Origin of the sequence: Xanthomonas vasicola pv. musacearum NCPPB 4379 (assembly GCF_000277895.2) — a bacterium.
Lineage (GTDB): Bacteria > Pseudomonadota > Gammaproteobacteria > Xanthomonadales > Xanthomonadaceae > Xanthomonas > Xanthomonas vasicola.
In genome coordinates this window covers 3,113,736-3,139,179 of the sequence record NZ_CP034655.1, presented here as the reverse complement: position 1 = coordinate 3,139,179, position 25,444 = coordinate 3,113,736, and the positions used below count along the sequence as shown (strand labels likewise).

At 64.0% G+C, this 25,444-nt stretch carries 22 protein-coding genes, 1 tRNA gene, 1 other RNA gene and 1 pseudogene; 13 read left to right on the top strand and 12 right to left on the bottom strand.

The annotated features are described in order from the left end of the window. Positions 1-127: 127 nt before the first annotated feature. Positions 128-2,545, bottom strand: coding sequence for a penicillin acylase family protein (locus KWO_RS14610; protein ID WP_010366199.1), 2,418 nt, complete (start codon positions 2,543-2,545; stop codon positions 128-130). A 146-nt stretch (positions 2,546-2,691) separates the two neighbouring features. Here KWO_RS14610 and bfr point away from each other — a divergent pair, with 146 nt between their 5' ends. Both bfr and KWO_RS14600 read left to right on the top strand, forming a co-directional pair. Further along, positions 2,692-3,177, top strand: coding sequence for a bacterioferritin (bfr, locus tag KWO_RS14605; protein ID WP_010366200.1), 486 nt, complete (start codon positions 2,692-2,694; stop codon positions 3,175-3,177). Between the two features lie 290 nt (positions 3,178-3,467). Further along, positions 3,468-3,538, top strand: a non-coding RNA gene (locus tag KWO_RS14600) — sX9 sRNA. Between the two features lie 48 nt (positions 3,539-3,586). On the opposite strand, the gene KWO_RS14595 is transcribed toward KWO_RS14600, so the two are convergent. From KWO_RS14595 to KWO_RS14580, 4 genes are all read right to left on the bottom strand, one after another. Next, the gene (locus tag KWO_RS14595) at positions 3,587-4,246 is read right to left on the bottom strand and encodes a thiopurine S-methyltransferase (protein ID WP_010380336.1); all 660 of its coding nucleotides are present in this window, start codon (positions 4,244-4,246) and stop codon (positions 3,587-3,589) included. A gap of 215 nt (positions 4,247-4,461) precedes the next feature. Further along, positions 4,462-4,713, bottom strand: a complete 252-nt coding sequence (locus KWO_RS14590) for a hypothetical protein (protein ID WP_010380335.1) — start codon at positions 4,711-4,713, stop codon at positions 4,462-4,464. A 271-nt stretch (positions 4,714-4,984) separates the two neighbouring features. Next, positions 4,985-7,228: a DNA topoisomerase IV subunit A gene (gene parC / locus KWO_RS14585; protein WP_010366217.1), complete on the bottom strand. Its 2,244-nt coding sequence runs from the start codon at positions 7,226-7,228 to the stop codon at positions 4,985-4,987. Between the two features lie 60 nt (positions 7,229-7,288). Beyond that, the gene (locus KWO_RS14580; protein ID WP_010380333.1) at positions 7,289-8,140 is read right to left on the bottom strand and encodes an AraC family transcriptional regulator; all 852 of its coding nucleotides are present in this window, start codon (positions 8,138-8,140) and stop codon (positions 7,289-7,291) included. A 122-nt stretch (positions 8,141-8,262) separates the two neighbouring features. Here KWO_RS14580 and KWO_RS14575 point away from each other — a divergent pair, with 122 nt between their 5' ends. The 4 genes and pseudogenes from KWO_RS14575 to KWO_RS14560 all read left to right on the top strand — a co-directional run bounded on the left by KWO_RS14575 (position 8,263) and on the right by KWO_RS14560 (position 12,946). After that, the gene (locus tag KWO_RS14575) at positions 8,263-8,703 is read left to right on the top strand and encodes a MarR family winged helix-turn-helix transcriptional regulator (RefSeq protein WP_010366221.1); all 441 of its coding nucleotides are present in this window, start codon (positions 8,263-8,265) and stop codon (positions 8,701-8,703) included. Further along, positions 8,700-10,161, top strand: a pseudogene (locus KWO_RS14570) (efflux transporter outer membrane subunit). The gene KWO_RS14575 and the pseudogene KWO_RS14570 overlap by 4 nt, the downstream one beginning before the upstream one ends. A gap of 10 nt (positions 10,162-10,171) precedes the next feature. After that, positions 10,172-11,365, top strand: coding sequence for an HlyD/EmrA/EmrK family protein (locus KWO_RS14565; RefSeq protein ID WP_010380331.1), 1,194 nt, complete (start codon positions 10,172-10,174; stop codon positions 11,363-11,365). A 6-nt stretch (positions 11,366-11,371) separates the two neighbouring features. Next, positions 11,372-12,946 carry a DHA2 family efflux MFS transporter permease subunit gene (locus KWO_RS14560; RefSeq protein WP_010380329.1) on the top strand — a complete coding sequence of 525 codons (1,575 nt, stop codon included), beginning with the start codon at positions 11,372-11,374 and terminating at the stop codon, positions 12,944-12,946. Between the two features lie 306 nt (positions 12,947-13,252). On the opposite strand, the gene KWO_RS14555 is transcribed toward KWO_RS14560, so the two are convergent. The 3 genes from KWO_RS14555 to KWO_RS14545 form a co-directional block, all read right to left on the bottom strand. Continuing rightward, positions 13,253-13,339, bottom strand: a tRNA-Leu gene (locus KWO_RS14555). Between the two features lie 140 nt (positions 13,340-13,479). Continuing rightward, entirely contained in the window at positions 13,480-15,669 is a 2,190-nt protein-coding gene (locus tag KWO_RS14550) for a beta-glucosidase family protein (protein WP_026113258.1), read from the bottom strand. Between the two features lie 182 nt (positions 15,670-15,851). Next, entirely contained in the window at positions 15,852-17,621 is a 1,770-nt protein-coding gene (locus tag KWO_RS14545) for a M14 family metallopeptidase (RefSeq protein WP_010380323.1), read from the bottom strand. A 355-nt stretch (positions 17,622-17,976) separates the two neighbouring features. Here KWO_RS14545 and KWO_RS14540 point away from each other — a divergent pair, with 355 nt between their 5' ends. Beyond that, the gene (locus tag KWO_RS14540) at positions 17,977-19,542 is read left to right on the top strand and encodes a POT-type proton-dependent oligopeptide transporter (protein ID WP_010366246.1); all 1,566 of its coding nucleotides are present in this window, start codon (positions 17,977-17,979) and stop codon (positions 19,540-19,542) included. Between the two features lie 7 nt (positions 19,543-19,549). Beyond that, positions 19,550-20,158 carry a rhomboid family intramembrane serine protease gene (locus KWO_RS14535; protein ID WP_010366248.1) on the top strand — a complete coding sequence of 203 codons (609 nt, stop codon included), beginning with the start codon at positions 19,550-19,552 and terminating at the stop codon, positions 20,156-20,158. A 412-nt stretch (positions 20,159-20,570) separates the two neighbouring features. Here the strand turns inward: KWO_RS14535 and KWO_RS14530 are convergent, their stop codons facing one another. Continuing rightward, positions 20,571-20,759 carry a hypothetical protein gene (locus tag KWO_RS14530; protein WP_010366250.1) on the bottom strand — a complete coding sequence of 63 codons (189 nt, stop codon included), beginning with the start codon at positions 20,757-20,759 and terminating at the stop codon, positions 20,571-20,573. 183 nt (positions 20,760-20,942) lie between these two features. On the opposite strand from KWO_RS14530, the gene KWO_RS14525 reads away from it, so the two are divergent. From KWO_RS14525 to KWO_RS14515, 3 genes are all read left to right on the top strand, one after another. Next, complete coding sequence (locus KWO_RS14525) at positions 20,943-21,257, top strand: GNAT family N-acetyltransferase (RefSeq protein ID WP_010366253.1); 315 nt, start codon at positions 20,943-20,945, stop codon at positions 21,255-21,257. Between the two features lie 50 nt (positions 21,258-21,307). Then, on the top strand, positions 21,308-22,153 hold the full coding sequence (locus KWO_RS14520; protein ID WP_020477321.1) for a DUF3298 and DUF4163 domain-containing protein: 846 nt from the start codon (positions 21,308-21,310) through the stop codon (positions 22,151-22,153). A 66-nt stretch (positions 22,154-22,219) separates the two neighbouring features. Beyond that, entirely contained in the window at positions 22,220-22,720 is a 501-nt protein-coding gene (locus tag KWO_RS14515) for a MarR family winged helix-turn-helix transcriptional regulator (RefSeq protein ID WP_010366256.1), read from the top strand. A 91-nt stretch (positions 22,721-22,811) separates the two neighbouring features. Here KWO_RS14515 and KWO_RS14510 read toward each other — a convergent pair whose 3' ends face one another. From KWO_RS14510 to KWO_RS23585, 3 genes are read right to left on the bottom strand one after another with little or no spacing between them, the layout of a single operon-like run. Continuing rightward, complete coding sequence (locus KWO_RS14510; protein ID WP_227479751.1) at positions 22,812-23,237, bottom strand: hypothetical protein; 426 nt, start codon at positions 23,235-23,237, stop codon at positions 22,812-22,814. Continuing rightward, positions 23,207-23,851, bottom strand: a complete 645-nt coding sequence (locus tag KWO_RS23070) for an RNA polymerase sigma factor (RefSeq protein WP_301280310.1) — start codon at positions 23,849-23,851, stop codon at positions 23,207-23,209. Before KWO_RS23070 ends, KWO_RS14510 begins: the two co-directional genes overlap by 31 nt. A gap of 36 nt (positions 23,852-23,887) precedes the next feature. Next, on the bottom strand, positions 23,888-24,049 hold the full coding sequence (locus tag KWO_RS23585; protein ID WP_227479750.1) for a sigma factor: 162 nt from the start codon (positions 24,047-24,049) through the stop codon (positions 23,888-23,890). A gap of 226 nt (positions 24,050-24,275) precedes the next feature. On the opposite strand from KWO_RS23585, the gene KWO_RS23060 reads away from it, so the two are divergent. Both KWO_RS23060 and KWO_RS14495 read left to right on the top strand, forming a co-directional pair. Then, positions 24,276-24,731, top strand: a complete 456-nt coding sequence (locus tag KWO_RS23060) for a hypothetical protein (RefSeq protein ID WP_227479749.1) — start codon at positions 24,276-24,278, stop codon at positions 24,729-24,731. After that, on the top strand, positions 24,722-25,444 hold the full coding sequence (locus KWO_RS14495) for a S8 family serine peptidase (RefSeq protein WP_017120211.1): 723 nt from the start codon (positions 24,722-24,724) through the stop codon (positions 25,442-25,444). Before KWO_RS23060 ends, KWO_RS14495 begins: the two co-directional genes overlap by 10 nt.

Below are 25,444 nucleotides of genomic sequence, written 5' to 3'. Positions count from 1 at the left end.
TGATGGCCGTACCCTCACCCCAACCCCTCTCCCGAGGAGAGAGGGGCTTTTGCGGAGCGGCGATGCTTGATCGCCTCCGTCCTTTTTCCCTTCTCAGGCCGCTGCGCAGCAGAGGGGCTAGCCGCTTTTACTGCGGGCGCAATTGCAGCGTGTAGCGCGCGGCAGTGGGCAGAAACGGTGTTGGTCTTCCATGCACCCAATCGTCGTGGCCTGCGCCCCAGAACGGCGATAGCGGGTGTCCGCTCTGGCCGCCGGGCATGTGCACGATGCCGTCCTGCTCGTGGCCGGGCGAGACCACCATGCGTTCGGAGGCGCCAAAGGCCGGGCCTTGCACGCGCGGCATGTCGCGGTCGCCCGGTAGTTGATCCGGCGGCATGCACAGCCAACGCTTGGCGAGGGCGGGCAATGCGCGCGCGATGGGATGGCAGATGGCAGCGGTGTTGCGCTGGCCCCAGGTGTGCTGGCCGCGGTGCTCGCTCTGTGCGTCTTCTGCGATCACGTCTGATTGCGCGTTGCGCGCGGCATCGCTGAGCAATTGATCCCAACTTGCGAAGGCTGGCGGTAGCAGGTTGGCCGGGCGCTGTTGCAGCAACGGCCAGACGATGCCTTCCAGCTGCGCGCGACGTGGCGTCAAGAAATCCTCGCCGAGTGCGGCGTGGGCGGGTGCCAGCAGGCCGGCTTCCACGGCATCGATGGTCTTGGTACGGAATTCGCGCACGATGCGATAGCTGGCCGACTGGGTGGAGGCATGCCCATCCCAATCGCGTGTGACGGGTGCGATCTGTTGCAGCGCCGGATCCTTGCTGTGGTCGACCACCCTGCGCAGCAAGTGCCACCAACGCGTAAGCAGCACGGCGCGATCGTCGAGCTGGATGGCAAGCAGATCACGTTCGTTGAAGCGCTGCTTTGCAAAGAGATCATCGCGAATCTGCTGCGCACGCGCACCAAGGTCGTAACCGGCACTGCCAAGCGTGGCCAGTTGCTGCGCATCGACGATACGGCTATTGGCGGTCCAGAGCCGATGCGACGGCGGGTCGATCAGCGCAGGCGCCGCATCGCTGCGCAGCGACCACGGCAGGCAAATGCCTGGCATGGACGGCGTTGCAGCCGTATCCGCAGGTGCGCTGGTTGCTGCGTTTGGCACAGGCGCCGACGTTGCAAGTTCGGCAATCCCACTTGGGCTGCATCCTGCATTGCGTTCTGGGCGCGCACCGATCAGACGCCAGGCGATACGCCCGCTGCGATCGGCCAGCAGCAGGTTCTGCGTCGGAATGCCGGAGCGGTCGGCCACCGCGAATGCAGCTTGCAGATCGCCCGCTGTGCTCATCTGTGCGAAGTCCAGCCGAATCGCCCCCGGTAGCTGCGCGGCCCAGCGCAACGCCAGCACACTGCCGTCCGCGTTGGTGTGCAACACCGGTCCCCACGCCGCTTCGCGCACCTCGAAACGCATCGGCGCCGCGCCAGCCACGCGAATGGTTTCCACATTCGTGGTCAGCGCTTGCCGATGGCCCGGCGTGGGCGCAGGAATGCGTGCGAAATCCGCGGTGTCGATGTAGCTGTTGGTGAACGCCCAGGCCACATGCCCGTTGCTGCCGACCACCACCGCCGGCAGGCCGGGCAGGGTGAATCCGGTGACATCCACCTTGCCATTGGGTGCATTGCTGTCTGCATAGCGCAGGCGTGCGCGGAACCAGATGTTGGGCGCGCGCAGGCCCAGGTGCATGTCGTCGGCAACGATGGCGCGGCCGTCGGCGGTGAGGCTGCCGTCTACCGCGAAGTTGTTGCTGCCTGGTGTCGGCGTTTCCGCGTGGGGTGCGGTCGCCGGATGCGGCAGGCGCCGTAAGTCCAGCGTGGCGGCATCCGGTAAGCTGGCGTCGCCCTGCGGCGGCCCGAACAACGGCGCGTCCCAGCTGGAGCCCTGATGGCCGAGCAGCGCCGCCAGCGCAGGCGGCACCACGGCGCGGATGCGCGCAGCAGCCAATTCGGTCTGGTTGCTGTTGTCTTGCAGGTCCGCGTACATCGCCAGGCCGGTGAGGATGGAATCGTCCAGCGTCCATGCGCGCGGTGTCTGGCGCAGCAGCAAGTAGGGCCAGGGCCGCACGCGGAGCGCGGCAAGCCCAGCGTTGACGCCATCCGTATAAGCCTGCAATGCGGCGTGCTGGCTGCCGGCGGCGATGTCCAGGTTGGCATGCACGCGGGCGCGCAGGCGGTGCACGCGGTTGCGCTTGTCCAGGTCCACGGCCTTGGGGCCGAACAGTTCGGATAACTCGCCGGCCGGCGCGCGGCGCATCAGGTCCATTTCGAAATAGCGTTCCTGCGCGTGCACGTAGCCGAGCGCCCGCATCACGTCGAGCTGGTTTGTGGCATCGATGGTGACCACGCCCAGCTGATCGCGCTGCACACTGACCGGCGCAGCCAGGCCGCTCAGGGCGGCGTCGCCATCCAGCTGCGGCAAGCTGCCGCGCATCAATAGATAGAGCGCAAGGCCTGCCGTCAGGGCCAGCAGCACGATTGCCAGCAGCAGCCGGCCCAGCCATTTACGCATTGTCGGTTCCTTGAGCCCGGTTGAAGTGTGGCCGGCGGACTTGACCGTGGCGGGTCTGGCCGCAAGCGCAACTGAAAGTGATTCCGATTAGATCATTGCCCGCCGGCTTAGGGCACCATGCGCGCATTGCGTCGCTGGAGCACATCATGAAAGGCCATCCCGAAGTCGTCGATTACCTCAAGCAGCTGCTGCGCGGCGAATTGGCGGCACGCGATCAATATTTCCTGCATTCGCGCCGTTACGAGGATCAGGGCCTGATGGCGCTGTACGAGCGCATCAACCACGAGATGGAAGAGGAAACCGAGCACGCCGACGCGCTGCTGCGGCGCATCCTGTTCCTGGAAGGCGACCCGGACATGCGCCCGGCCGAATTTTCGCCCGGCAAGACCGTGGTGGAGATGCTCGAGCGCGATCTCGTCGTCGAATACGAAGTGCGCGCCGCGCTCGCCGCCGGCATGAAATTGTGCGAAGACCACGGCGATTACGTCAGCCGCGACATGCTGCTCAAGCAGCTGCAGGACACCGAAGAAGATCATGCGTGGTGGCTGGAGCAGCAGCTTGGCTTGATCAAGCGCATTGGTCTGGAGCTTTACCAGACCTCGAAGATCGACAAGGGGCACGTTGCAGGTTAAGCCGGTGACCGATGCTGCGTAGCCGCCTGGCTGACGCAGCGGGGGTATCGGCTCGGTATTTAATACGAGTGCTTTGCCATTCCCGGTTATTGCCCGTGCGACCTGCCGGCTATTTGCTGCAGCTGTTTGCCGGATTTATTTTCATTGCTTTGCTATGCAGAACCACCGTGTGGCGCGATGCCGCGCGGTCTTGCTTGGCTAGCGGCACTTGCTCTATGCAAACTACTGAGAGCAGCTAACAAAACGACCGCGCAACTGCCAGACGGTCACCGCCGGCGCTCGGAATCGTCATGTACTGCTCGCACACTGCGGTTCCTCCGCGCCATCCGCGCCCACCGACGACTGCTACGTTTTGTTACCCACTCTTAGCCACCAGCGTCAGTCGCCATGCAGCGTTCGACCACTGCGTTCAGTGGCGTTGCAGGCGATAGACAACGGTCGATAATCCAGTGACGCCCTCAGCGCGGAAGCGTGGTTCCTGATTGAGGATGTCGCGGTTTTCCAGCTGGTCTACCTGCCACGCGGCATCGAAAAGTGCGTGCACTTCTGTTGCGCCCACCGAGAACGGCGGGCCGGCCTTCTCTGCCTGCGGATATTCCAGGGTGATCAGCAAGCCACGGCAGGGTGTTGGCAACTGCGCGTAGACCGTTTGCAGATAACGCTGGCGCAAATCGGCCGGTAGCGCGATCAGTGCGGCGCGGTCGTAGACGGCAGTGCAATCGGCCAACACGTTAGCGTCCAACGCGAATGCATCGCAGCAGATGATCTCGATCGGGCCAGCGATGAAATGCTCGCCTGCAGCGCTGATATGCCGCTGCGGTTGCGGTCCTGCCTCATCGAAGAATTGCGTTACCGCCAGCGGCGATAGCTCCACGCCGAGCACGCGATGGCCTTGCGCTGCCAGCCAATGCATGTCCAGCGTCTTGCCGCATAGGGGAACCAGCACGCGTCCCTCTTTCGGCAATTGCAGCGCAGGCCAGTGCTTTTGCAGTAGCGGCAATACCTCTTGCTGATGAAAGCCGGTCTGTCCGAGCTGCCAACGTTCCAACCAGAATTCGCGTCCATGCATCGCCTTGTCAGTGGTTGTTGCCCGCTGTGGTCTTTTGAAATGGCGGGTCATCGCGCGTTCTGATGCAGTGCTCAGGGGTGGCGGTGAGCTCAGCGCTTGCAGCTGTTACGCCTAGAAGAGCGGGTGACGCAATGCCGGTGCTGCAGCAATTTTTATCTGCTAAAACGCGACACGTGTTCAGGCACTTGGTCGCATTGCGCAGGAGGAGTGGAGATTCAATTGCCTTGCATGGTAGACGTGCCCCGTTGAAGAAGGATCAGTTCCCCGGCAACCGCAGACTCTTGCGTGTAGTGGACTAGGCCGCAGAAATCCGTATCGACCATGATGCCCTCGCCGAGGTATGCCCAGGTTTCCTGTTCCGGAAGGTAATCAGCTGTGTCCATGCAGGCGATGACCTTGCCGCGAGACAGCGTGTCGATCTGAATCAGATCGCCTGACTTCGCTTCATGCCCATTCGAATACTGCATGCATCCTCCTGGCTCAACGAGCGCGCCTCAGGTGCCTTGAGGCGCAAAAATGCCGGTCGCGCCGCCGCGCGCCGATCTGGCGAGCAACCGTTACTGCACTCCCGCGCCTCAGCAGCCTGAGGCGACCGCAGTTCTAGCCGCGCCGCCGCGCGCCAGATGAGTGAATCGCCTTTACTGCACTTCCAATCCATCAACCTTCTGCCGCGCCTCAGCAGCCTGAGGCGACCGCAGTTCTAGCCGCGCCGCCGCGCGCCAGATGAGTGAATCGCCTTTACTGCACTTCCAATCCATCAACCTTCTGCCACCCGCGCGGCAACAGCGACCCACGGCTTGCACGTGCACCCACATACGTGTCCAGATCCTTGAACGACAGGCTCATGGTGCGTGCGCCGCTGCGTACCAGCAGCGTGTTGCCCGGTGCTACCGCGACCACTGCCACCACGCGTTCGGTACCGAGTTTGGCCTTGGGGATCTCGATGATCTTGTTGCCTTTGCCCTTGTCCAACTCAGGCACATCGCTGGCCGGCACTGCAAGCAGATTGCCGGCGCTGGTGACCGCAACAATGCGATCGGTTTGCGGGTTGCTCACCTGCGCCGGCGTCAGCACGTGCGAGCCGGCGGTGAGATTGAGCATCGCCTTGCCGGCCTTGTTGCGGCCAGTGAGGTTTTCAAAGCGGGTGACAAAGCCGTAGCCGTGCGACGACGCCAGCACGAACCGGGTGGCATTGTCGGCACTGGCCATGACCTGGAACGCTGCGCCCGAAGCCGGCGAAAAGCGGCCGGTCAAGGGTTCGCCATTGCCACGCGCCGAGGGCAAGGTATGCACGGCGGTGGAATAGGCGCGGCCTTCCGAATCGAGGAACGCCACTTGGTGCGTGCTGCGGCTGCGTACCGCCGCCAGCAGGCCGTCGCCATCGCGGTAGGACATGCCGGCCGGATCCACTTCATGCCCCTTGGCGGCGCGCACCCAGCCCTTTTCCGACAGCACCACGGTCATCGGTTCGCTGGCGACCATCTCGGTTTCGTCGATGGCCTGCGCGGCGTCACGTTGCACCAGCGGCGAACGGCGCGCATCGCCGAACTTCTTGGCGTCGGCAATCAGCTCGTCCTTGATCAGCTTCTTCAGCTTGGTCTTGCTTTCCAGGATCGCCATGATCTGCGCGCGCTCCTTGGCGAGCGCTTCCTGTTCACCGCGGATCTTCATTTCTTCCAGGCGCGCCAGTTGGCGCAGCTTGGTTTCCAGGATGTATTCGGCCTGTTCCTCGCTCAGCGCAAAGCGCGAGATCAGCACCGGCTTGGGTTCGTCTTCGCTGCGGACGATGCGGATCACTTCGTCCAGGTTGAGGAAGGCGATCAACAAGCCTTCCAACAGGTGCAAACGACGCTCGACCTTCTGCAGGCGATGGTTGAGGCGGCGGGTGACGGTGTCGCTGCGGAAGGTCAGCCATTCGCTCAGCAACTGGCGCAGATTCTTGACCTGCGGGCGACCATCCAGGCCGATCACGTTGAGGTTGCAGCGGTAGCTGCGCTCAAGATCAGTGGTGACGAACAAGTGGCCCATCAGCTGTTCGGCATCGACGCGATTGGAGCGCGGCACCAGCACCACCCGCACCGGGCTGGTGTGGTCGGATTCGTCGCGGATGTCTTCCAGCCACGGCAGCTTCTTGGCACGCATCTGCTGGGCGATCTGCTCGATCACCTTGGACGGCGACACCTGGTACGGCAGCGCGTCGATGACGATGTTGGCGTGTTCTTTCTTGTAGGTGGCGCGGGCGCGCACGCTGCCGTGGCCGGTTTCGTAGATCGCACGCAGGTCGGCCGCCGGGGTGATGATTTCGGCGGTGGTCGGGTAGTCCGGGCCCAGCACGTGTTCGCACAGTTCGGCGACGGTGGCATCGGGGTTGTCGAGCAGCCGCAGCAGCGCGCTGACGATCTCGTTGAGGTTGTGCGGCGGCACGTCGGTGGCCATGCCCACGGCAATGCCGGTGGTGCCGTTGAGCAACAGGTGCGGCAGGCGTGCCGGCAGCCAGGTGGGCTCTTCCAGGGTGCCGTCGAAGTTGGGCGCCCAGTCGGTGGTGCCCTGGCTGATTTCGCCCAGCAGCACTTCGGCGATCGGGGTCAGCTTGGATTCGGTGTAGCGCATCGCCGCGAACGACTTGGGATCGTCGGTGGAGCCGAAGTTGCCCTGGCCTTCGATCAGCGGGTAACGGTACGAGAACGGCTGCGCCATCAGCACCAGCGCTTCATAGCAGGCGCTGTCGCCATGCGGGTGGTACTTGCCGATCACATCGCCCACGGTGCGCGCGGATTTCTTCGGCTTGGCGGCCGCATTCAGGCCGAGCTCGCTCATGGCGAAGATGATGCGCCGCTGCACCGGCTTCAGGCCGTCGCCCAGGAACGGCAGGGCGCGGTCGAGCACCACGTACATCGAATAATCGAGATAGGCGCGTTCGGCGTACTCGCGCAGTGGCAGCTGTTCGAAGCCATGGAAGGTGGGGCGGGTCAGATCGGTCATGTAAAGCCAGGTCCTGCGTGAAGAGGAACCGCACCGGGGCGCGGACTCGAAGAGCGCCGATTATCCGGATGCGGCGGGGGATGCCACGCCGCGCGCATGGGGGTTGGCTAAATAACGGGCGGGCGGGGCGCCGAAATGGCGGTGGAAGACGCTGACGAAGGCGCTGGGGCTGCTGTAGCCGAGCTGCTCGGCCACCTGTGCCACTGCGCTGCCCTGACTCAGCCGCCGAAGGCCTTCGGTCAGCCGGGCCTGCTGTCGCCACTGCGCAAAACTCAGGCCGGTCTCGTCGCGGAAATGCCGGCTCAGGCTGCGCGGCGACAGTCCGCCCCAGTCGGCCCATTGCTCCAGCGAACGCGGGTCGGCTGGGGTGTCGAGCAGCTGGCGGGCGATTCGCAGCAGCCGGCGGTCGGCCGGCATTGCCAGGTGCAGGTAGTCGATCTGCACCTGACATAGCTCGTCCAGCAGCACTGCGGCCAGGCGTTGCTGGGCGGCGTCCAGCGGCTGATCCAGTGGCCAGTCGGCGGCCCGCATGATGGCCTCGCGGGCCAGTCCGGTGAGTCGGATCACCCCGCCTTGCGCTGGCAAGGCGCTGCAGGCATCCGGGCGCACCACCACGCCCCAGCCACGCAGCGGCCCGGCCAGTTCCACGGTGTGCTGTCGGCCGGGCGGCATCCAGCCGGCGCAGCCCGGCGGCAACGACAAGGTCCCCTGCTCGGTGTGCACGGTCAAGACGCCGTGTTCCACATACATCAGCTGGCCGCGGACATGCGCGTGCCAGGCGGTTTCCGGCGCCCAGACCTCGCGCAGCTCTGCCAAGAACGCGATCAGCACCGGGCCATCGGCTTTTTCGAAGCTGGCGCGCACGCCTGGCGGCAGTGCGTCGATCTGGGTTGGCGGGTTTTCGATACTCATTGGCCGAATTGTATTACCGAGCCAGTCCGCTGGCCGATTAAGGTGGCGATCCTTGCAGATGGTTTAATCCCTTATGAGATAATTGCTTTGACAAATATATTTCATGTAACAAAATGTACTGCATGAATGTTTCGTCTACCGCTGCGCCGTCGTTTGGCCTGTTGCTGCGTCAGGTGCGTGATGCGCTGATGCGCCAGCTCGATGCCGAGATGAAGGGCGAACTGCCCGATTTCGGCTTCAGCCACTACGTGGGCCTGAAGATCCTGGCAGTGCGCTCGCCGTGCACAGCCAACGAATTGGCGCTGGCACTGGACCAGACCCCGAGCGCGGTGACCCGCCTGCTCGACAAGCTTGAAGCGCTGGGCGCGGTGCGGCGCGAGCCGCATGCGCAGGACCGGCGCGCACTGCAGATCGTCATGACCGAACAGGGCGTGGCGCTCTGGGAGCGGCTGCGCTTGCGCGGCGAACGCGCCATCGAGCACGGCCTGCGCGATCTGTCTGCGCCCGAGCGCGAACTTCTTACCTCACTTCTTATCCGTGTCCGCGATGCACTCAACTCATGAACGCTGCTAGTTCCCCGACCCATACGCTGCGCTCGCGCTCGATGCGCCTGGCGCGGCCGTTCGTTATCACTGCCCTGGCGCTGGCGTTGGCCGCCTGTGCCAGCAGCCGTGGCCTCACCCCGCAAGGCGCCGTGCTGGACCCCGGCACGCTGCACGCCGAACGCACCCTGTCGCAGCAGACCACGCTGAGCCCGGCCGCATGGCCGGCCAGCGATTGGTGGCGTGCGCTGGGCGATGCGCAGCTGGACGCGCTGATCGCCGAAGGCCTGCAACACAGCCCCAGTCTGGCTGCGGCCGATGCGCGCTTGCATCAGGCGCAGGCCCGTATCGACACTGCGCAGGCCAATCGCGGCCCCAGCTTGTCGGTGTCCGGTGGCTACACCGGCCTGCAGCTGCCCGAATCCATGGTCGGCGAAGAACTCGGTGGCAAGTACGGCGGCAGTGCGCAGCTCGCGTTGGATTTCCGCTACGGCGTCGATCTGTGGGGCGGCAAGCGGAGTGCGTGGGAAGCTGCGGTCGATCAGGCGCATGCGGCCGAAGTGGATGCGCATGCGGCGCGATTGAATTTGTCGTCAGCAATTGCCGAAGGCTACGCGCAGCTCGCTTACGCGTGGAGCCAGCATGATCTGGCCAACGATGAATTAAACCGCGCGCAGAAACTGCTGGAGCTGACCCGGCAACGCCGCAGCGCCGGCATCGACAGCGAGTTGCAGGTGCGTCAGGCGCAAGCGCGTGTGCCGGCTGCGCAGCAGCAGGTGCAGTCCGCGCAGCAGCAGATCGACGAAGCCCGCACCGCGCTGGCGGCGTTGGTCGGGCAGGGCCCGGATCGCGGCTTGGACATTGCTCGCCCGGTATTGGGCGCGGGCATCGCCACCCAGTTGCCGAGCATGCTGCCGGCCGATCTGCTTGGCCGTCGTCCCGACGTGGTCGCCGCGCGCTGGCGCGTGGAGGCGGCCGACAAGGACATCGCGGTACCCGGATGTCGGCAAGTTGCTGGAAAGTGGCTCGGTGTTCGGTCTGGTCGCGCCGGCGCTGAGTCTGCCGATCTTCGACGGCGGCAAGCTGCGCGCCAATCTGGCCGGCAGCGACGCGCAGTACGACCTGGCTGTGGCCGACTACAACCAGAAAGTGATCGCTGCGCTGCGCGAAGTGGCCGACCAGGTCACCGCCGTGCGCTCGCTGGAGCAACGCGCGCAGGCGCAGAACGACGCGGTGCAGACCGCAACGGAGGCCTTCGATCTGGCCCAGCAGCGCTACCGCGCCGGCATTGGCAGCTATCTGGAAGTGCTCAGCGTGCAGGAGCAGCTGCTCGTCGCACGCCAACGCATGGCCGGGCTGCAGTCGCAACAACTCCTGGCCTCGGTGAGGTTGCAGCGTGCGCTGGGCGGCGGATTCACGCCGGAGCCCGCACGCGATACCGCACACACCGCGCCCACTTCCGTACAACCGAATTCCTGAGACATCGACGATGAGCCAGACGACTTCAACTTCTCCTCAACCCGCACCCGCCGCGCCCAGCAAGCGCCGTGCTGCGCTGCGCATCGTGGCCTTTGTGGTGATCCTGGCGATCATCGGCCTGGTGGTGTGGTACTTCCTGGTCGGCCGTTGGCACGAAGACACCGACGACGCATATGTGCAGGGCAACCAGGTGCAGATCACCCCGATGGTGGGCGGCACTGTGGTCAGCATCGGCGCCGAAGACGGCATGCGCGTGGAGCGCGGCCAGTTGCTGGTGCAGCTGGACCCGGCCGACACCGAGGTCGCCGTGCAGCAGGCCGAAGCCAACCTCGCCAAGACCGTACGCCAGGTACGCGGTCTGTATCGCAGCGTGGAAAGCGCGCAGGCCGAATTGTCGGCACGCGAAGTCACGCTGCGCAGTGCGCGCTCCGACTTCGCACGGCGCAAGAATCTGGCTGCCACCGGCGCGATCTCCAACGAAGAACTGGCACACGCCCGCGACGAACTGGCTGCGGCCGAAGCGGCAGTGAGCGGCTCGCGCGAGAGCTTCGAGCGTAACCGTGCGTTGGTGGACGACAGTGCGGTGGCCAACCAGCCGGACGTGCAAACCGCTGCCGCGCAGCTGCGTCAGGCGTATTTGAATCATGCGCGCACCGGCGTGGTCGCGCCGGTGTCGGGTTATGTCGCACGGCGCTCGGCGCAAGTTGGCCAGCGTGTGCAGCCGGGCAGCGTGCTGATGGCCGTGGTGCCGCTGGAGCAGGTGTGGGTGGAAGCCAACTTCAAGGAAACCCAGCTCAAGCACATGCGCCTGGGCCAGGAAGTGGAGCTGCATTCGGATCTGTACGGCGGCGGCGTCAACTACACCGGCCGTATCGAAAGCCTGGGCCTGGGCACCGGCAGCGCGTTCTCGCTGTTGCCGGCGCAAAACGCCAGCGGCAACTGGATCAAGATCGTGCAGCGCGTGCCGGTGCGCATTGCGGTGGACAGCAAGCAGCTGGCCAGCAATCCGCTGCGGATTGGGTTGTCGATGAAGGTCGAGGTCAATCTGCACGATCAACAGGGCAGCGTGTTGCCCACCAAGCTGGCCAATGGCGCGGTGTTCTCCACCGAGGTGTATGCGCAGCAGCTCAAGGCCGCTGACGCCGACATCCAACGCATCATCCAGGACAACCTGCCGTCGCAGGCTGCCGGCAAGGCGGGCTAAGCCACCATGTCTTCGCAAGCTTCCACCGCGCCCGGCGGTCCGGCGGCGCCCGCTGCCGGATTTCGCCCGGCCAGCGTGGCGTGGTGCACTGTTGGCCTGGCCATGGCCTCGTTCATGCAGGTGCTGGACACCACCATCGCCAACGTCTCGCTGCCCACCATCGCTGGCAATCTCGGCGCCAGTTCGCAGCAGGCCACCTGGGTCATCACTTCGTTCGCGGTCAGTACCGCGATCGCGTTGCCGTTGACCGGCTGGTTGAGTCGGCGCTTCGGCGAAACCAAATTGTTCGTGTGGTCCACGCTGGCATTCACCATTGCCTCTCTGCTGTGCGGTCTTGCCCAAAGCATGGGCATGCTGGTGGTGGCGCGTGCGTTGCAGGGCTTTGTTGCCGGGCCGATGTATCCCATCACCCAGAGTCTGCTGGTGTCGATCTATCCACGCGAAAAACGCGGGCAGGCGCTGGCGTTGCTGGCGATGATTACCGTGGTGGCGCCAATCGCCGGACCGATTCTCGGTGGCTGGATCACCGACAACTACAGCTGGGAATGGATCTTCTTGATCAACGTGCCGCTGGGCATCATCGCCAGCAGTATCGTGGGTTCGCAGTTGCGGCATCGCCCCGAACAACTCGAAAGACCGCGCATGGATTACATCGGCCTGATCCTGCTGGTGGTCGGTGTGGGCGCACTGCAGCTGGTGCTGGACCTGGGCAATGACGAAGACTGGTTCTCTTCCGACAAGATCGTGGTGCTGGCCTGCATCGCTGCGGTGGCGCTGGTGGTGTTCGTGATCTGGGAGCTGACCGACAAAGACCCCGTCGTCGATCTCAAGCTGTTTCGGCATCGCAATTTCCGCGCCGGCACCTTGGCAATGGTGGTGGCGTATGCCGCGTTCTTCAGCGTGAGCTTGCTGATCCCGCAATGGCTGCAACGCGACATGGGCTACACCGCGATCTGGGCCGGCCTTGCCACCGCACCGATCGGCATCCTGCCGGTGCTGATGACGCCGTTCGTAGGCAAATATGCGCTGCGCTTCGACCTGCGCATGCTGGCCACCATCGCCTTTATCTTCATGTCGTTCACCTGCTTCTTCCGCTCCAATTTCAACCTGCAGGTGGACTTCAGCCATGTGGCGACTATCCAGCTGGTGATGGGCGTAGGCGTAGCGTTGTTCTTCATGCCGGTGCTGCAGATCCTGCTGTCGGATCTGGATGGGCGCGAAATCGCGGCAGGTTCCGGTCTGGCTACCTTCCTGCGGACACTGGGCGGCAGCTTCGCTGCGTCGTTGACCACATATCTGTGGGCACGCCGCACCCAGGTGCACCATGCGCATATCACCGAGCACATTTCGGTCTATACGCCCGGCATGCAGGAGCAGGTCACCGCGATGGGGCAGGGTGATCTGCAACGCGGCGCCGCCTTCCTCAACAACAGCATCAACCACCAAGCCTCGCAGATGGGCTTCAACGACATCTTCTATCTGCTTGGTTGGACCTTTCTGGCGATCATCTTCTTCCTGTGGCTGGCCAAACCGCCGTTCGGCGCGGGTGCGGGTGGTGCAGCGGCGGCCGGGGGCCACTGAGCCCCTGTTGAGGGGCTACTAGACTCGCGCCGTCAACGCACCTGTGATGACGACCAGCCACGCGTGTCGAAAGTCACTGCGTCGCACGGTAGGGGCTGGATCACGCTGAAGCTCCGCACTGTCTGCAAGCCGCGACCAGTGCATTGTGCGCGTGCGGCGTGCGCTGACGCGGAGCCGCATGGCGCTCGCCGGCTTTGGGTGCGTCGTCGTCAAACGCGAGTGACGACAGCGAGCGATCTATCAGACAACCGCTAAAACGTAAAAAACCCCGCCGAAGCGAGGTTTTTTACGATCTACCGTGAGTCGTGGTGCCCAGGAGAGGACTCGAACCTCCACGAAGTTGCCCCCGCTAGCACCTGAAGCTAGTGCGTCTACCAATTCCGCCACCTGGGCGACTCAGGGGGCGAATTGTGCAAGCTGCGCGCAAGACTGTCAACGCATCCTGCGCATTTTTTCGTGGCGACGTGCGCCGCATGGCAAGCGGACCAACCCGAGCTGGCGCACGCACGTGTCAGTGCGTGCGCTGCGTGCGCTTACGGCAACTGTGCCGCCTGCAAAGTGACCTCCGCGCTCTGCACCGGTTCGCTCGCCGAGCGCGCCAGTTGCACGCGGTAGGTGCCCGCCGCAATCGTCCAGCGACGTGCATTGGCGTCGAAGTCGGCCAGCGTCTTGGGCTCTGCAATCACTTGCAGGCTGCGCTTTTCGCCCGGCTTGAGCGTGAGCTTCTGCCAGCCAATCAGACGCAGCGGGGTGGCGTGGCCGTCGGGCAGGGTGACGTAGAGCTGCGGCACGGCAGCACCATCGCGCCGACCGATGTTTTCCACTTCGAAGCTGGCGGTGAGCTGGCTGCCGTTCGCCTCCACCCGCAGCCCACCCATGCGGAACTGCGTGTACGACAGGCCATGGCCGAACGGATAACGCGGGGTCAGCTTGCGCGCGGCGAACCACTTGTAGCCGACATTGGCGCCTTCGATGGCGTAGTCGATTGTGTCTCCGCCCGGCTTGGCCGGCTTGAAGCCCAGGCCGGGAATCGATGGGCGCGGCAGCTGCGATTCGTCCACCGGCCAGGTCACCGGCAGATGGCCGGAAGGATTCACCGCGCCGGTCAGCAGGTTGGCAATCGCCTCACCGCCACCAATGCCCGGGTACCACGCTTGCAACACCGCCGGCACGCGCTCGGCCCACGGCATGCGCACCGGTCCGTTGGTTTCCAGCACCACGGTGGTCTTGGGGTTGGCCTTGGCCACCGCGTCGATCAGTGCGTCCTGGTTATCGGGCAAGCGCATGTCCGGCAGGTCGACCGATTCGGCCGCCCATTGGGTGGCGAACACTATCGCCACATCGGCCGCCTTGGCGGCGCGTGCGGCAGCGGCGTGGTCCTTGCCGTCCACGTAATCGATCTGCGCGTTCGGCAAGGCAGCACGCAATGCCTGCAGCGGCGAGGACGGATGGATGATCACCGGGCCAGGCCAGGTGCTCGGGGTGATGCCGGGCACCGCGTTGCCGCCCTTGATGGTGTAGTCCACGCGCGAGGAGCCGCCCCCGGACATCACGCCCTTGTCGGCGTAGCCGCCGATCACGGCGATGCGGCGCACGTCCTTGGACAACGGCAACATGGCCTGCTCGTTGCGCAGCAAGACGCTGCCTTCTTCGGCTACATGTTGCGCAGCCAACAGACCGGCCTTGCCATCGATGGGCTGGCGCTGGGTCGGGTAATCGAAGGCGCCATGCGCGAACAGGCTGCGCAAGATGCGCTTGACCATGTCATCGAAGCGCGCGCGCGGCACCACGCCGGCAGACACTGCCATGCGCAACGGCGCATCGAAGAACACCGCCGCATCGAACACTTCGCCGGCCGATTGTTGATCCAGTCCCGCCAAGGCTGCCTTGGAGCCGCTGTGCACGCCGCCCCAATCGGACATCACGTACCCGGGGTATTTCCATTCTTGCTTGAGCACCTGGTTGAGCAGGTAATCGTGCTCGCAACCGTAGACGCCATTGATCTTGTTGTACGAACACATCACCGAGGCCGGGTCGCCGATCTTCAGGGCGATCTCGAAAGCCAGCAGGTCGGATTCGTGCATCGCCTGCTCGCCGATCTGCGCGCTGTGGAAGTTGCGCCGCGTTTCCATGTCGTTGAGGGCGAAGTGCTTCATCGTCGATAGCACATGTTCGCTTTGCACGCCGCGAATCGATTCGCCGACCATGCTGCCGGCCAGTAACGGATCTTCACCGGCGTATTCGAAATTGCGCCCGTTACGCGGGTCGCGCTGCAGATTGACGCTGCCGGCGAGCAACACGTTGAAGCCCTGTTGCCAGGATTCGCGGCCCATGGTCTTGCCACCGGCATACGCCAGTTGGCGGTTCCAGCTCGATGCGGTGGATGGGCCCGACGGCATCGCGGTGGCGTAATCGCCCTTGCGTATGCCGCCGGGGTTGGTCACGCCCACGCCCGCGTCGGCCAGCTGCTGCGCGGGGATGCCCAAGCGCGCAATACCGGGCACATAGCCAGCCGAACCCAGCGCGCCTTCGGGCTTGGGAATCTTGTCGGTGCCCAGGCCGAAATAGCTGCGCAGCATCTGGAATTTTTCGTCTTCGGTCAGTTGCGCCAGCAAGCGGTCGGCGCGTTGATCTGCAGTCAACGCGGTGTCCATCCACGGCTGCGAAGACGGTGCGCCTTGCGCGACTGCCAATGGTGCAGACAGGGCGATGCCAAGCCCCATGACGACCGCAAGAACCAAGGGGCGAGGGCGGTTTTCGCGGGCTGTAAACGTTTTCATATCGAGTTGTGGCACGGGGTGTCCTTTTAGTGCTGGGTCATGACAAATCGTGGCGGGCACTGACGTGCCCGAATCGGCGACGCGCGACGGTGCCGCGCAGCCGCATGCCGGAATCGGCGGGGCGGTTAGAAGTCGGTCTGCGCGGTGCGGAGTACCGGGTAGAGCTGGTAGCGCTCATCCCACGATGCGTGGCGCTTGGCGAAAAATTCCAGGCGTGCCTGCGGGTTTTTGGCAAAGTCCGGATCGCTGGCAATGCGCTGTTCGAATTGCACCTTCAATGCGGCATCGTGCGCAAGTATGTCGCGCGCCACGTCTTCTGCGACATAGGCTTCCATGTATTCCTTGCGCTCGAACGCGGTGTTGAAAAAGCCCCATTGCAGCAGCGAATCCGGTGCCTGCGGTTCCAGTATCGCCATCACCAGACGCGCCTTGGGTTGCGCAATCGGCACGAACAAGGAGCCAGCCGGCACTGCGCGGGTTTCATCGCGCCATTGCCCGCTGAGTTCGACGGCCTGATGGCTTTCGTTGGAGCGCGCCGCGAACTTGACGGTATCGGCGCGGAAGCTTTGTACCGGGTGCTCGGCTGCATTGTTGATCGTCTGAAACGCTATGCCATGCAGGCCCAGTTTTTCGCCAACCAAGGCGGCTTGCGCAGCGGGTATCAGATAGCCGCCGCGCGGCGCCTCCACCACCACATCGGGCGTGATCTGGTCGCGCAGCGGTACCTTCCAGATTTGCGGCTTGCTCTCGTCGTAGTGCGTCATCAGCGCGCCGGAAATCGGCGACGGCGTGCGCGTATACGCGTAGCCACGAAACGCGACCGTGCGCGCGTCCGGGCCGGCCGCAAAGCTCAGCGGCTCGGACGTGCCAGCCAGGTGCGTGGCGCGCTGATCGGCAGCCAGTGCATCGGCACGCCACTGGGTGCCGTGGCGTGCGGCCTGCTGCAGCACCGAGACGATGGCATTGCGGGTGACCCGCACGCGTGTGGGGTAATCCTTCCACGAATGCGTTTCCACCAACATGCCGAAGCGATTGCGCAGCAGGAAATAGCCGTGCGAGAAACGCGGCGGCGGCACATCGTCGGCAAAGCCGGAGCTGGGGTCGTCTTCGTGCACGAAGGACGGGTAATACGGCAGCGGCAGTGAGCCCTGTTTTTTCAGGTCGGCAAGCACTGCGTCGCGCCAGCGGGTGCCATCGCGCTGCAGGGTCGCATCGCCGGCATGCACCGGTTCCACCTGCACAGACACATCGTGCTCGAACTTGGCACCATCGGTGACGTGCAGGTCAACGTACATCAGCGGGTCCCACTGTTGCACCAGTTGCAGCATCGCCTGCATTTCCGGCGCATCGGCCTTGACGTAATCGCGGTTGAGATTGAGGTTCTGCGCGGTGGTACGCCAGCCCATCTGTTCGGGGCCACGCTGGTTGGGGCGGTTCCAGGCACCGAAGCGCTCATGCCCATCCACGTTGAACACCGGCACAAACACCCACACGACCTTGTCGAGCACAACGTTGCCGGTCTTGCCGTCGAGCAACTCGCTCAGCGCCAGAAAGCCCGCGTCCTTGCCATCGATCTCGCCGACATGGATGCCGCCCTGGATCAGCACCACCGGCAGTTTGCGCTGCGTTGCCGATTGCGCGTCGAGCACGCCACTGGTGAAGGCGACCAAGGCCTTCATCGGCCGCCCTTCCGGGGTGGTACCGAACTGGATGCAGCGCACCGCCTGAGGATAGCGCTGCGCAAACCCATCGCACAGCGCGATGACTTCGTCGTAGCGCCCGGTCTGCACGAAACCGCTGCGCTCTGCCTGCGTGGTCAGCGGCGCGGCAGCCAGGGCGGCAGGGGCGGAAGTCAGTAGCAACAGGCTCAGGGCCAGGCGGGTGAAGCGGGGCATCCAGCGGTCCAGTGTTCCAGGAAAACGTTTGCAATGTAGCCGAGCCAGCGTGCAAGGCCAATCTGCACTGCGTCATGGTGTCACTGCGACCCGTGCAGCACGCGGATCTCAAGCGGGCGCGACAAGTTATGCCCATTGCCACGCGAGCGAGGTGGAAACAGGTGTAGGCAGCGCGAATTCGGCGCAATGGTGATGCCATCAAGATGGCGGGTAACCACAGGATATTGCGATTGCCTGGAGGAACATCGCCATCTGCACCCGCCCAGCGTCGCGCACGGCGGCTCGGGCGAGCAATGGCGGCCGGCGGGTGCGCGCCGGTAGGATAGGGCTTGTTTTCAGCATCGCCGGACTGCCTTTGACCACCTCCATCTCGCCAGGCGTTACTGCCGGCGCGCGGCTGCCGCGCCAGATTCCTTTCATCATCGGCAACGAAGCCTGCGAGCGTTTCAGCTTCTACGGCATGCGCAACATCCTGGTGCAGTTCCTGATCACCTCGCTGTTGCTGCAGGAAATCAGCGGCCCCGGGCGCGAAGCCGAGGCTAAGCACATCCTGCACAGTTTCATGATTGGGGTGTATTTCTTCCCGCTGCTGGGCGGCTGGCTGGCCGACCGCTTTTTCGGCAAATACAACACCATTCTGTGGTTCAGTCTGATTTATTGCGCGGGGCATGCCTGTCTTGCGTTGTTCGAAGGCAGCCGCGACGGGTTCTTGGTCGGCCTGGGCCTGATTGCGCTGGGCGCAGGTGGGATCAAACCGCTGGTGGCCTCGTTCATGGGCGACCAGTTCGACCAGTCCAACAAGCACTTGGCCAAGGTGGTGTTCGACGCCTTTTACTGGATCATCAATTTCGGCTCGTTGTTCGCCTCTCTACTGATTCCGCTGGCGCTGAAGAATCTTGGCCCGGCCTGGGCATTCGGTATTCCCGGCATCCTGATGTTCGTGGCCACCCTGGTGTTTTGGTTGGGGCGCAAGCGCTATGTGCTGGTGCCGCTGCCGCCGAAGGATCCGCATGGTTTCGGCGCGGTGGTGCGGACTGCATTGCTGGCGCATGCGCCGGGGCAGGGCCGTCCTGGCCTGATGCTGGCAGTCGTTTCGGTGCTACTGGCGCTGGCTGGGTTGGCGCTGGTCGAGCAATTGGGCATCGTGGTGTGCCTGTGCATCGCGCTGGTGTTGTTGTTGGCCGGCATCGGCGGTGGCACCTGGTGGCAACTGGAGCGTGCCCGCGGCACGCATCCGGTCGTTGCGGTGGAAGGCGTGCGCGCACTGTTACGGGTGCTGGTGATCTTTGCGCTGGTGACGCCGTTCTTCTCATTGTTCGACCAGAAGGCGTCGACCTGGGTGCTGCAGGGGCGCGAGATGACCATGCCGGCCTGGTTCACCGCCTCGCAGATGCAGGCGCTCAATCCGCTGCTGGTAATGCTGCTGATTCCCTTCAACAACCTGGTGCTGTATCCGCTGCTACGCCGTGGCGGCTGGGAGCCGACACCGCTGCGCCGCATGACCAGCGGCATCGCCTTCAGTGGCGTGGCCTGGATTGCGGTGGGGGCGATCCAGATGGTCATGGATGGGGGCGAGCCGATGCACATCGCTTGGCAGATCCTGCCGTATGCGCTGCTCACCTTTGGCGAGGTGCTGGTGTCGGCCACCGGCATCGAGTTTGCCTACAGCCAGGCGCCGCCCTCGATGAAGGGCGTGGTGATGAGTTTCTGGTATCTCACCACCACCGTCGGCAACCTGTGGGTGCTGTTGTCGAACGTGGCGGTGCGCAACGAGACGGTGACCGCGCATATCGCCGATACTGGGCTCAGCGAAGCGGCATTTTTGATGTTCTTCTTCGCGGCGTTTGCATTCCTGGCGGCACTGGCCTTCGGCCTGTATGCGCGCCGGTATCGCATGGTCGACAATTACCGTACTGCCTGAGGTCTGCATGATTACCCTGATCCTGATCGCCATCACCGGCATCGTCTCGTGGATGGCGTTCAACAACCGCAAGTTGAGCGACCGGCTGATCCTGTGGCCGCCGGCGGTGGACAAGCACAATCAGTACGACCGCCTGGTGACCTACGGCTTTATCCACGCCGACCTGGGGCACCTGGTCTTCAACATGGTGACGCTGTTCTTCTTCGGCCGGGTGATCGAGAACGTGATGGCCGAGCTCACCGGCAGCGTGCTGACCTATCCGTTGTTCTATCTTGCTGCACTGGTGGTCTCGATCCTGCCGAGCTACCTGAAGAATCAGAAGAATCCGAATTACCTCAGTCTGGGTGCGTCCGGCGCGGTCTCGGCGGTGTTGTTCGCCTTCATCCTGCTGCAGCCATGGACGATCATCCTGGTGCTGTTCATTCCGGCACCGGCGATCCTCTATGCGGTGTTCTATGTGGGCTACAGCCTGTGGATGGATCGCCGTGGCGGCGACCGCATCAACCACAGTGCGCATCTGGCCGGCGCCGCGTTCGGCGTGATGTTCATGCTGATCATGGAGCCGCGCGTGTGGCAGGTGTTTTTGGAGCAGCTGTCCAATCCGCGCTTCGGGTGAGCGGGGCTGGTAAGGCGGTCGCGCTGGCGTAAGGCCGCCGGCCTACCTGCAGTCGTCTGTTGATAGCGGATGTTTCTGAGGCGTCGCTTGGCGCGAACCGTGGTTGCAGCAAGCGCAATGTGGCGCTCGACGGCAGCAGGTTCGAACGGACGGGGCCGTTGCGGGAAGCGGATAAGGAGCGGGTTTGACAACGCAGAGCCGGGCCCGATGCGTGATGGTGCGGGGCTTGGCGATGACCGCGGCTTGCAAGAGGGTCGCGCAGTCACGGGACAGGTGCAGCGATGCCTGAACTAGCCTGCACCTCTGCTTTGTTCCGGTTTCAGGCACGCCGTCGGTCTGCAGCCGTCGGCGGCTTGCTGATGCGATCAACGACTGCGCAGCAAACGAGACCGCCACCGCGCAGCGACGCTACTCAGGCCGCGTTGCGTTCCTTGTCAGCGCTGGATGCCACGCCGTAGGCCTGCTGCAGGCGCTCGTACACCGTATCGTTGAGCTGCGTGAAATCCGGATTTTGGGTATCGCCTTTGAGGGCGAACTGGAACAAGTTTTCCAGCAACGAGCTGTCGCTGTCTGCGCTGTGTCCGGCCGAATCGTGGTTCATGCGGTGGCTCCTTCTTAGATAGGCGAAGACATTGGCGGCTTCCGCAGAGCGGTTGCAGCGATTGCCTTCGGGTCAGCTATCGGCGCCTTCCGAACGAACTTGAGGGCGCCTTCTGCAAGCTGCACGGCCGATCACAGCATCGATTCACTTTCACGCAGGCGCGGCATCGCGCTGGTCACACTGATGACCACTGCCTGCTTGGCGCAGACAATGAAAGAGGCGTCGACAGTGCACGCAGAACACGATCTGGCCCAGCAGCGTTTCACCATAGACACCGATGGACATCGCGCCGAGCTGGCGTATCGCCGCGAGGGTGAGATCATGACCATCACCCACACGCAGGTGCCAGACGCGATCGGCGGACGCGGTATCGCTGCCGTGTTGGTCGAGGCTGCTCTGAACTATGCACGCCAAAGCGGTTTGAAAGTGGTGCCGGCCTGCAGTTATGCCGATGCTTATGTGCGGCGACATCCGCAATTTCAGGATCTGCTGGCTTGACTAGCAAACGCGTCTTTTCGTAACACTATGAATCAGGGGAGCGGGCGGTAATGGGGCGGTTGTTTGGAGTGAAGGCAGTACAGGGCTTGTTGGTGCTGGGCGTTTTGGCGGGGTGTACGCAACGCGAACCAGCAACCGCAGAGCCGAGCGAGCCTGCAGCCGATACAGCGGCCGCGGCAGCACCGCCTGCAGAGCCGACCGTCGTAGAGAGCGGACCGCTGCAAGATGTGATCGAACATGCGCCCGCCTACATGATTGGCATCAGCTATCCGCACGGGCTGGATGCGTATCCGGAACTCACTGCGCTGCTTCGCGGCTATGCGCAGGATGCGCGCGCCGAGCTGATGCAGGCCGTGTCCGGCCTGGGCAACGACAAGCCGGCCGTGCCGTATGAATTGTCGCTGGCGTTCGAGACCATGTTGCAGACCCCTGACCTGATCGTGATTTCCGCCGACGGCAGTAGATACACTGGCGGTGCGCATGCCGAGCCGCTGGTGGCGCGCTTCGTCTGGTTGGTCAAGGAGCGCAAGCAATTGACCGCGCAGGCGCTGATTCCTGACCCGGCAGGCTGGGAAAAGATCGGTGGCGAGGTGGCGGCGCAATTACATGCTGCAGCGACCCAGCGCGTCCAAGCGGATCGCGTGCCGGTCGAAGAGCAGGCAGAGCAGGTTGCATCGGCCGATCGCATGATTGCCGAAGGTACTTCAGCGCAAGTGGATAATTTTGCGCAATTCGTCCCGGTCTTGAATGCGAGCGGGCAGATTACTGCGGTGAGGTTCGTGTTTCCGCCGTATCACGTGGGCCCATACTCGGATGGCACGCAAACGGCAGAGGTCGCTGCCACCCTGTTATTGCCTTGGGTCGCACCGGAATATGTACATCTCTTCGCTCGCTGAGGTGTTGCGCTGAGCATGATGTGATTGAATGGCTGGGCCATTCAGTAATGCAATCCGACGGGTGATATGAGTAGTTTCGATCCAACCGCAAGTCGCGTGGACCATACCTGCGTGCGTTATCCGGCGTTCCCGCGGGAGCCGGCAATGCTGGTGAGACTGATCAAGCATCTCTACAAGCGACTGCATACGCAGGGCTGCACGCTGCTCAAGCCGTATGGCATCAGTCCGCCGGAATACGAGATTCTGATGATGCTTTACGGCACACCTGCGCAAGCGATTACGCCGACCGAGGTAGCCGAAGCCGCCAGCGAAAAACCAGCCAACATTACCCGGCTCACCGATCAGCTGTGCGAAAAGGGGATGATTACGCGTTCGGGTAGCCCGGACGATCGACGCAAAATCGTATTGACCATGCTGCCTGCGGGGTTGGCCTTGATCGAAAGCCTGTTGCCCGATGTCTGCACGTTGGTGAATGCAGAAACGGCCAGCATGAGCGAGGCCGAGCAAGTGCGTTTGGAGAAGCTGTTGAAGAAGATGCTTGATGGTGTAGACGCGATCTCCGAATGAGCGCTGCCGGACGGTGCGAACACTGTTGTGCGGTTCGCGGTCGAGTGCCGGTGCGCTATACGCCAACGCCGGAGTGCATTCGGCGCGCGGGTTAACGCCAGTGATGGTCGCGCGCATTGCGCTCGCCTTCGGCGTCGAGGGCCTGGCCGTCGATGGCATCCAATAAGGCTGTCGGCAGTGTGCTGGAGGCCATGCGCAACTCGCTGTCGTTGCCCTGCGGCTGCAGTGGCGAAACCACTTCGATGCGCCAACGCTCACCCTGACGACAAGCTAATCCAGCGTGGCTGGATTGCAGCGAATAGCTGCGGCAATAGCGTCTATCGCGCGCGCGAAAACTCAGGCCCATGCCAACCTTGCCCTGCTGCTCGCCGGAAAGAAGACGGTCCAGCGCCAGCGCAAGTGCAGCGCTGGCATCGTACCCTTGCTCGGCCAGCACGGCAGATGGCGCAGGCTGCGGCGGCTGGCGTTGCCAGAGCCAGAGGCCAATCAGCAGCGCGGCCGCGATCGAACTGGGCACGGCCCAACGCTGCGTTGCGTGCCGCCGCGTTGCTGGCGTCTGCGCTTGAATCTGGGCGGCGGCCGAGATGACAGCGCTCTGCGGCGATGCCCGCGGGCGGTGTCGTGCCGCATCCAGCAAGTGCGCCGGGATGGGTTCCTCGAGCACCGTGCATAGCCGTTACGTAGTCGCGCTTTGACCTGCTGCAACTGGCGCACGTCCGCAGCCCGCTGCGGATCTGCCGCGAGCGCGGCTTCGACGCGTCGGCCTGGTCGGGTGTCAACGCGCCGTCTGCGTAGGCCTGCAGAGTGGATTCGTCGATGGCCTTCACGATTTTCCTCTAATAACGCCTGTAGCGCGTCGCGGCCGCGTGCCAGGCGACTGGTCACGGTGCCGATCGGGATCTCCAGGACCGCCGCAGCGTCCCGATACGACAATCCCTCGATCAACACCAAGGCGATCGGCCACCGTTGCTCGTCGGGCAACCGGGCCATTGCCGCCTGTACCGCTATCCACTCCTGCTGGCGCTCCATCGGACTGTCGCCGACCTGTTCTCCTTCTCCTTCTGCGGCGCTGACGAACAGCTGGCGTCTGCGCCGCTGCGCGCGAACTTCATCGAGCCATGCATGACGGATGATGCCAAACAGCCAATATTGCAGCGGCGTTTCCGGTCACCAGTGCGCGTAATGACGCAACGCGCGTTCGATCGCCACTCGCAGCAGATCATCGGCATCGGCCGGATGACCGGCAATGGCGCATGCGAAGCGTCTAAGTCGCGGTAGCAGTGCACAGATGCCGTCGCTGACGGTTGCCACAGGATCAAGCTCGTTCATCCGCTATACGTCTGGCGAAGTGGTGTTCTTCCGCGCACGCTGCAAGGCGTGCACGGTGCGTCTGCGAGGCGTGATTAGTGTGGCATGGCGTGCAACAACAACCATGGTGGGGTAGGCGATCGCAAGAATCCGGGCAATGCGCTGGTGCTGGCTTGCAATACTGGCCTTCGGCCAGCCGGTGTCGGCGCAACTTGCGTTGCCCTCTGTCGGGGGCCTGGCGAATGACGTGACGCAAGCCGTACCACCGCTGTCGGCTGCGCCGGATCGCGTGGTGCAGCAAGCGCAGGGCGATTTGCGGCAGTTGCGCAGGCTGCGCCTGGATGCGCTTGTGCGTGCGCGGCCGCGCGATCTGGATCGCGATGCCGATGGCGCGATCGTGATGTGTGGTCAGATCGTGGCGTTGGCGCCGAGTCCAGCGGCCTTGCAGACAGCGCAGACCGCGGGTTTCGTCGTCGCAGAACAACGCGGCTTCGATGCGTTTGGGTTGCGCGTGGTGGTGTTGCGCGCGCCGCCGGGTCTGGCAACGCAACAGGCGATGCAGCGGCTGCGCCAGCTCGACCCGCAGGGCGAATATGTCTACAACCATCTCTATAGCGAGTCCCTGGCCGGCGCGGCGTCTGCTGCACAGGCGCCCCGGTTCCAGCTCAGGCCGATGCAGCGGCAAGGTTTCGGGTGGGACTGATCGATAGCGGTGTCGACGCGGCGCATCCTGCGCTGGCTGGTGTGCAGGTCCAGCGCTGGGGGTGTGACGGAGAGGCGCCCGCTCAGCTCCACGGCATTGCGGTGGCATCGCTGTTGGCCGGACGCGCGGTCACGCATGGTCCCATCGCGCGCACCTTATATGCGGCCGATCTGTATTGCGGGAAATCAAGCGACGGTGCAGCGGTCGAACTGGTCGCTGCGTGGGCCTGGATGGCGCTGCAAGATGTTGCGGTGATCGATATCAGCCTGGTCGGCGCACCGAACCGGCTGCTGGAACGTGCGGTGGCAGCACTAGTGGCACGCGGTCATGTGCTGGTGGCGGCTGTCGGCAATGATGGACCGGCGGCTCCGCCGCTGTATCCGGCCTCCTATCCCGGTGTGATCGGCGTGACCGCAGTCGACACGCGGCTGCGTGTCCTGCCAGAGGCCGGGCGCGGTTCTCAGGTGGCCTTTGCCGCGGTCGGCGACGTCATTGCTGCCGCGCCGCAAGCGCAGTGGAAACGGCAGCGCGGCACCTCTCTCGCTGCGCCGTTGGTGGCGCGGATCGCGGCGCAATCCCTGGCGCAGCCGCGGCTTTGGGGTCAGCGGCGTAGACACGGTGTACGGCTACGGTGTGCTGGGCGAAGAGCTCCCACTGCAGCGGGCGCCGGGGCGGTGAATGCTTCCTGTCTACCTACGGTCACGGCGGTATGA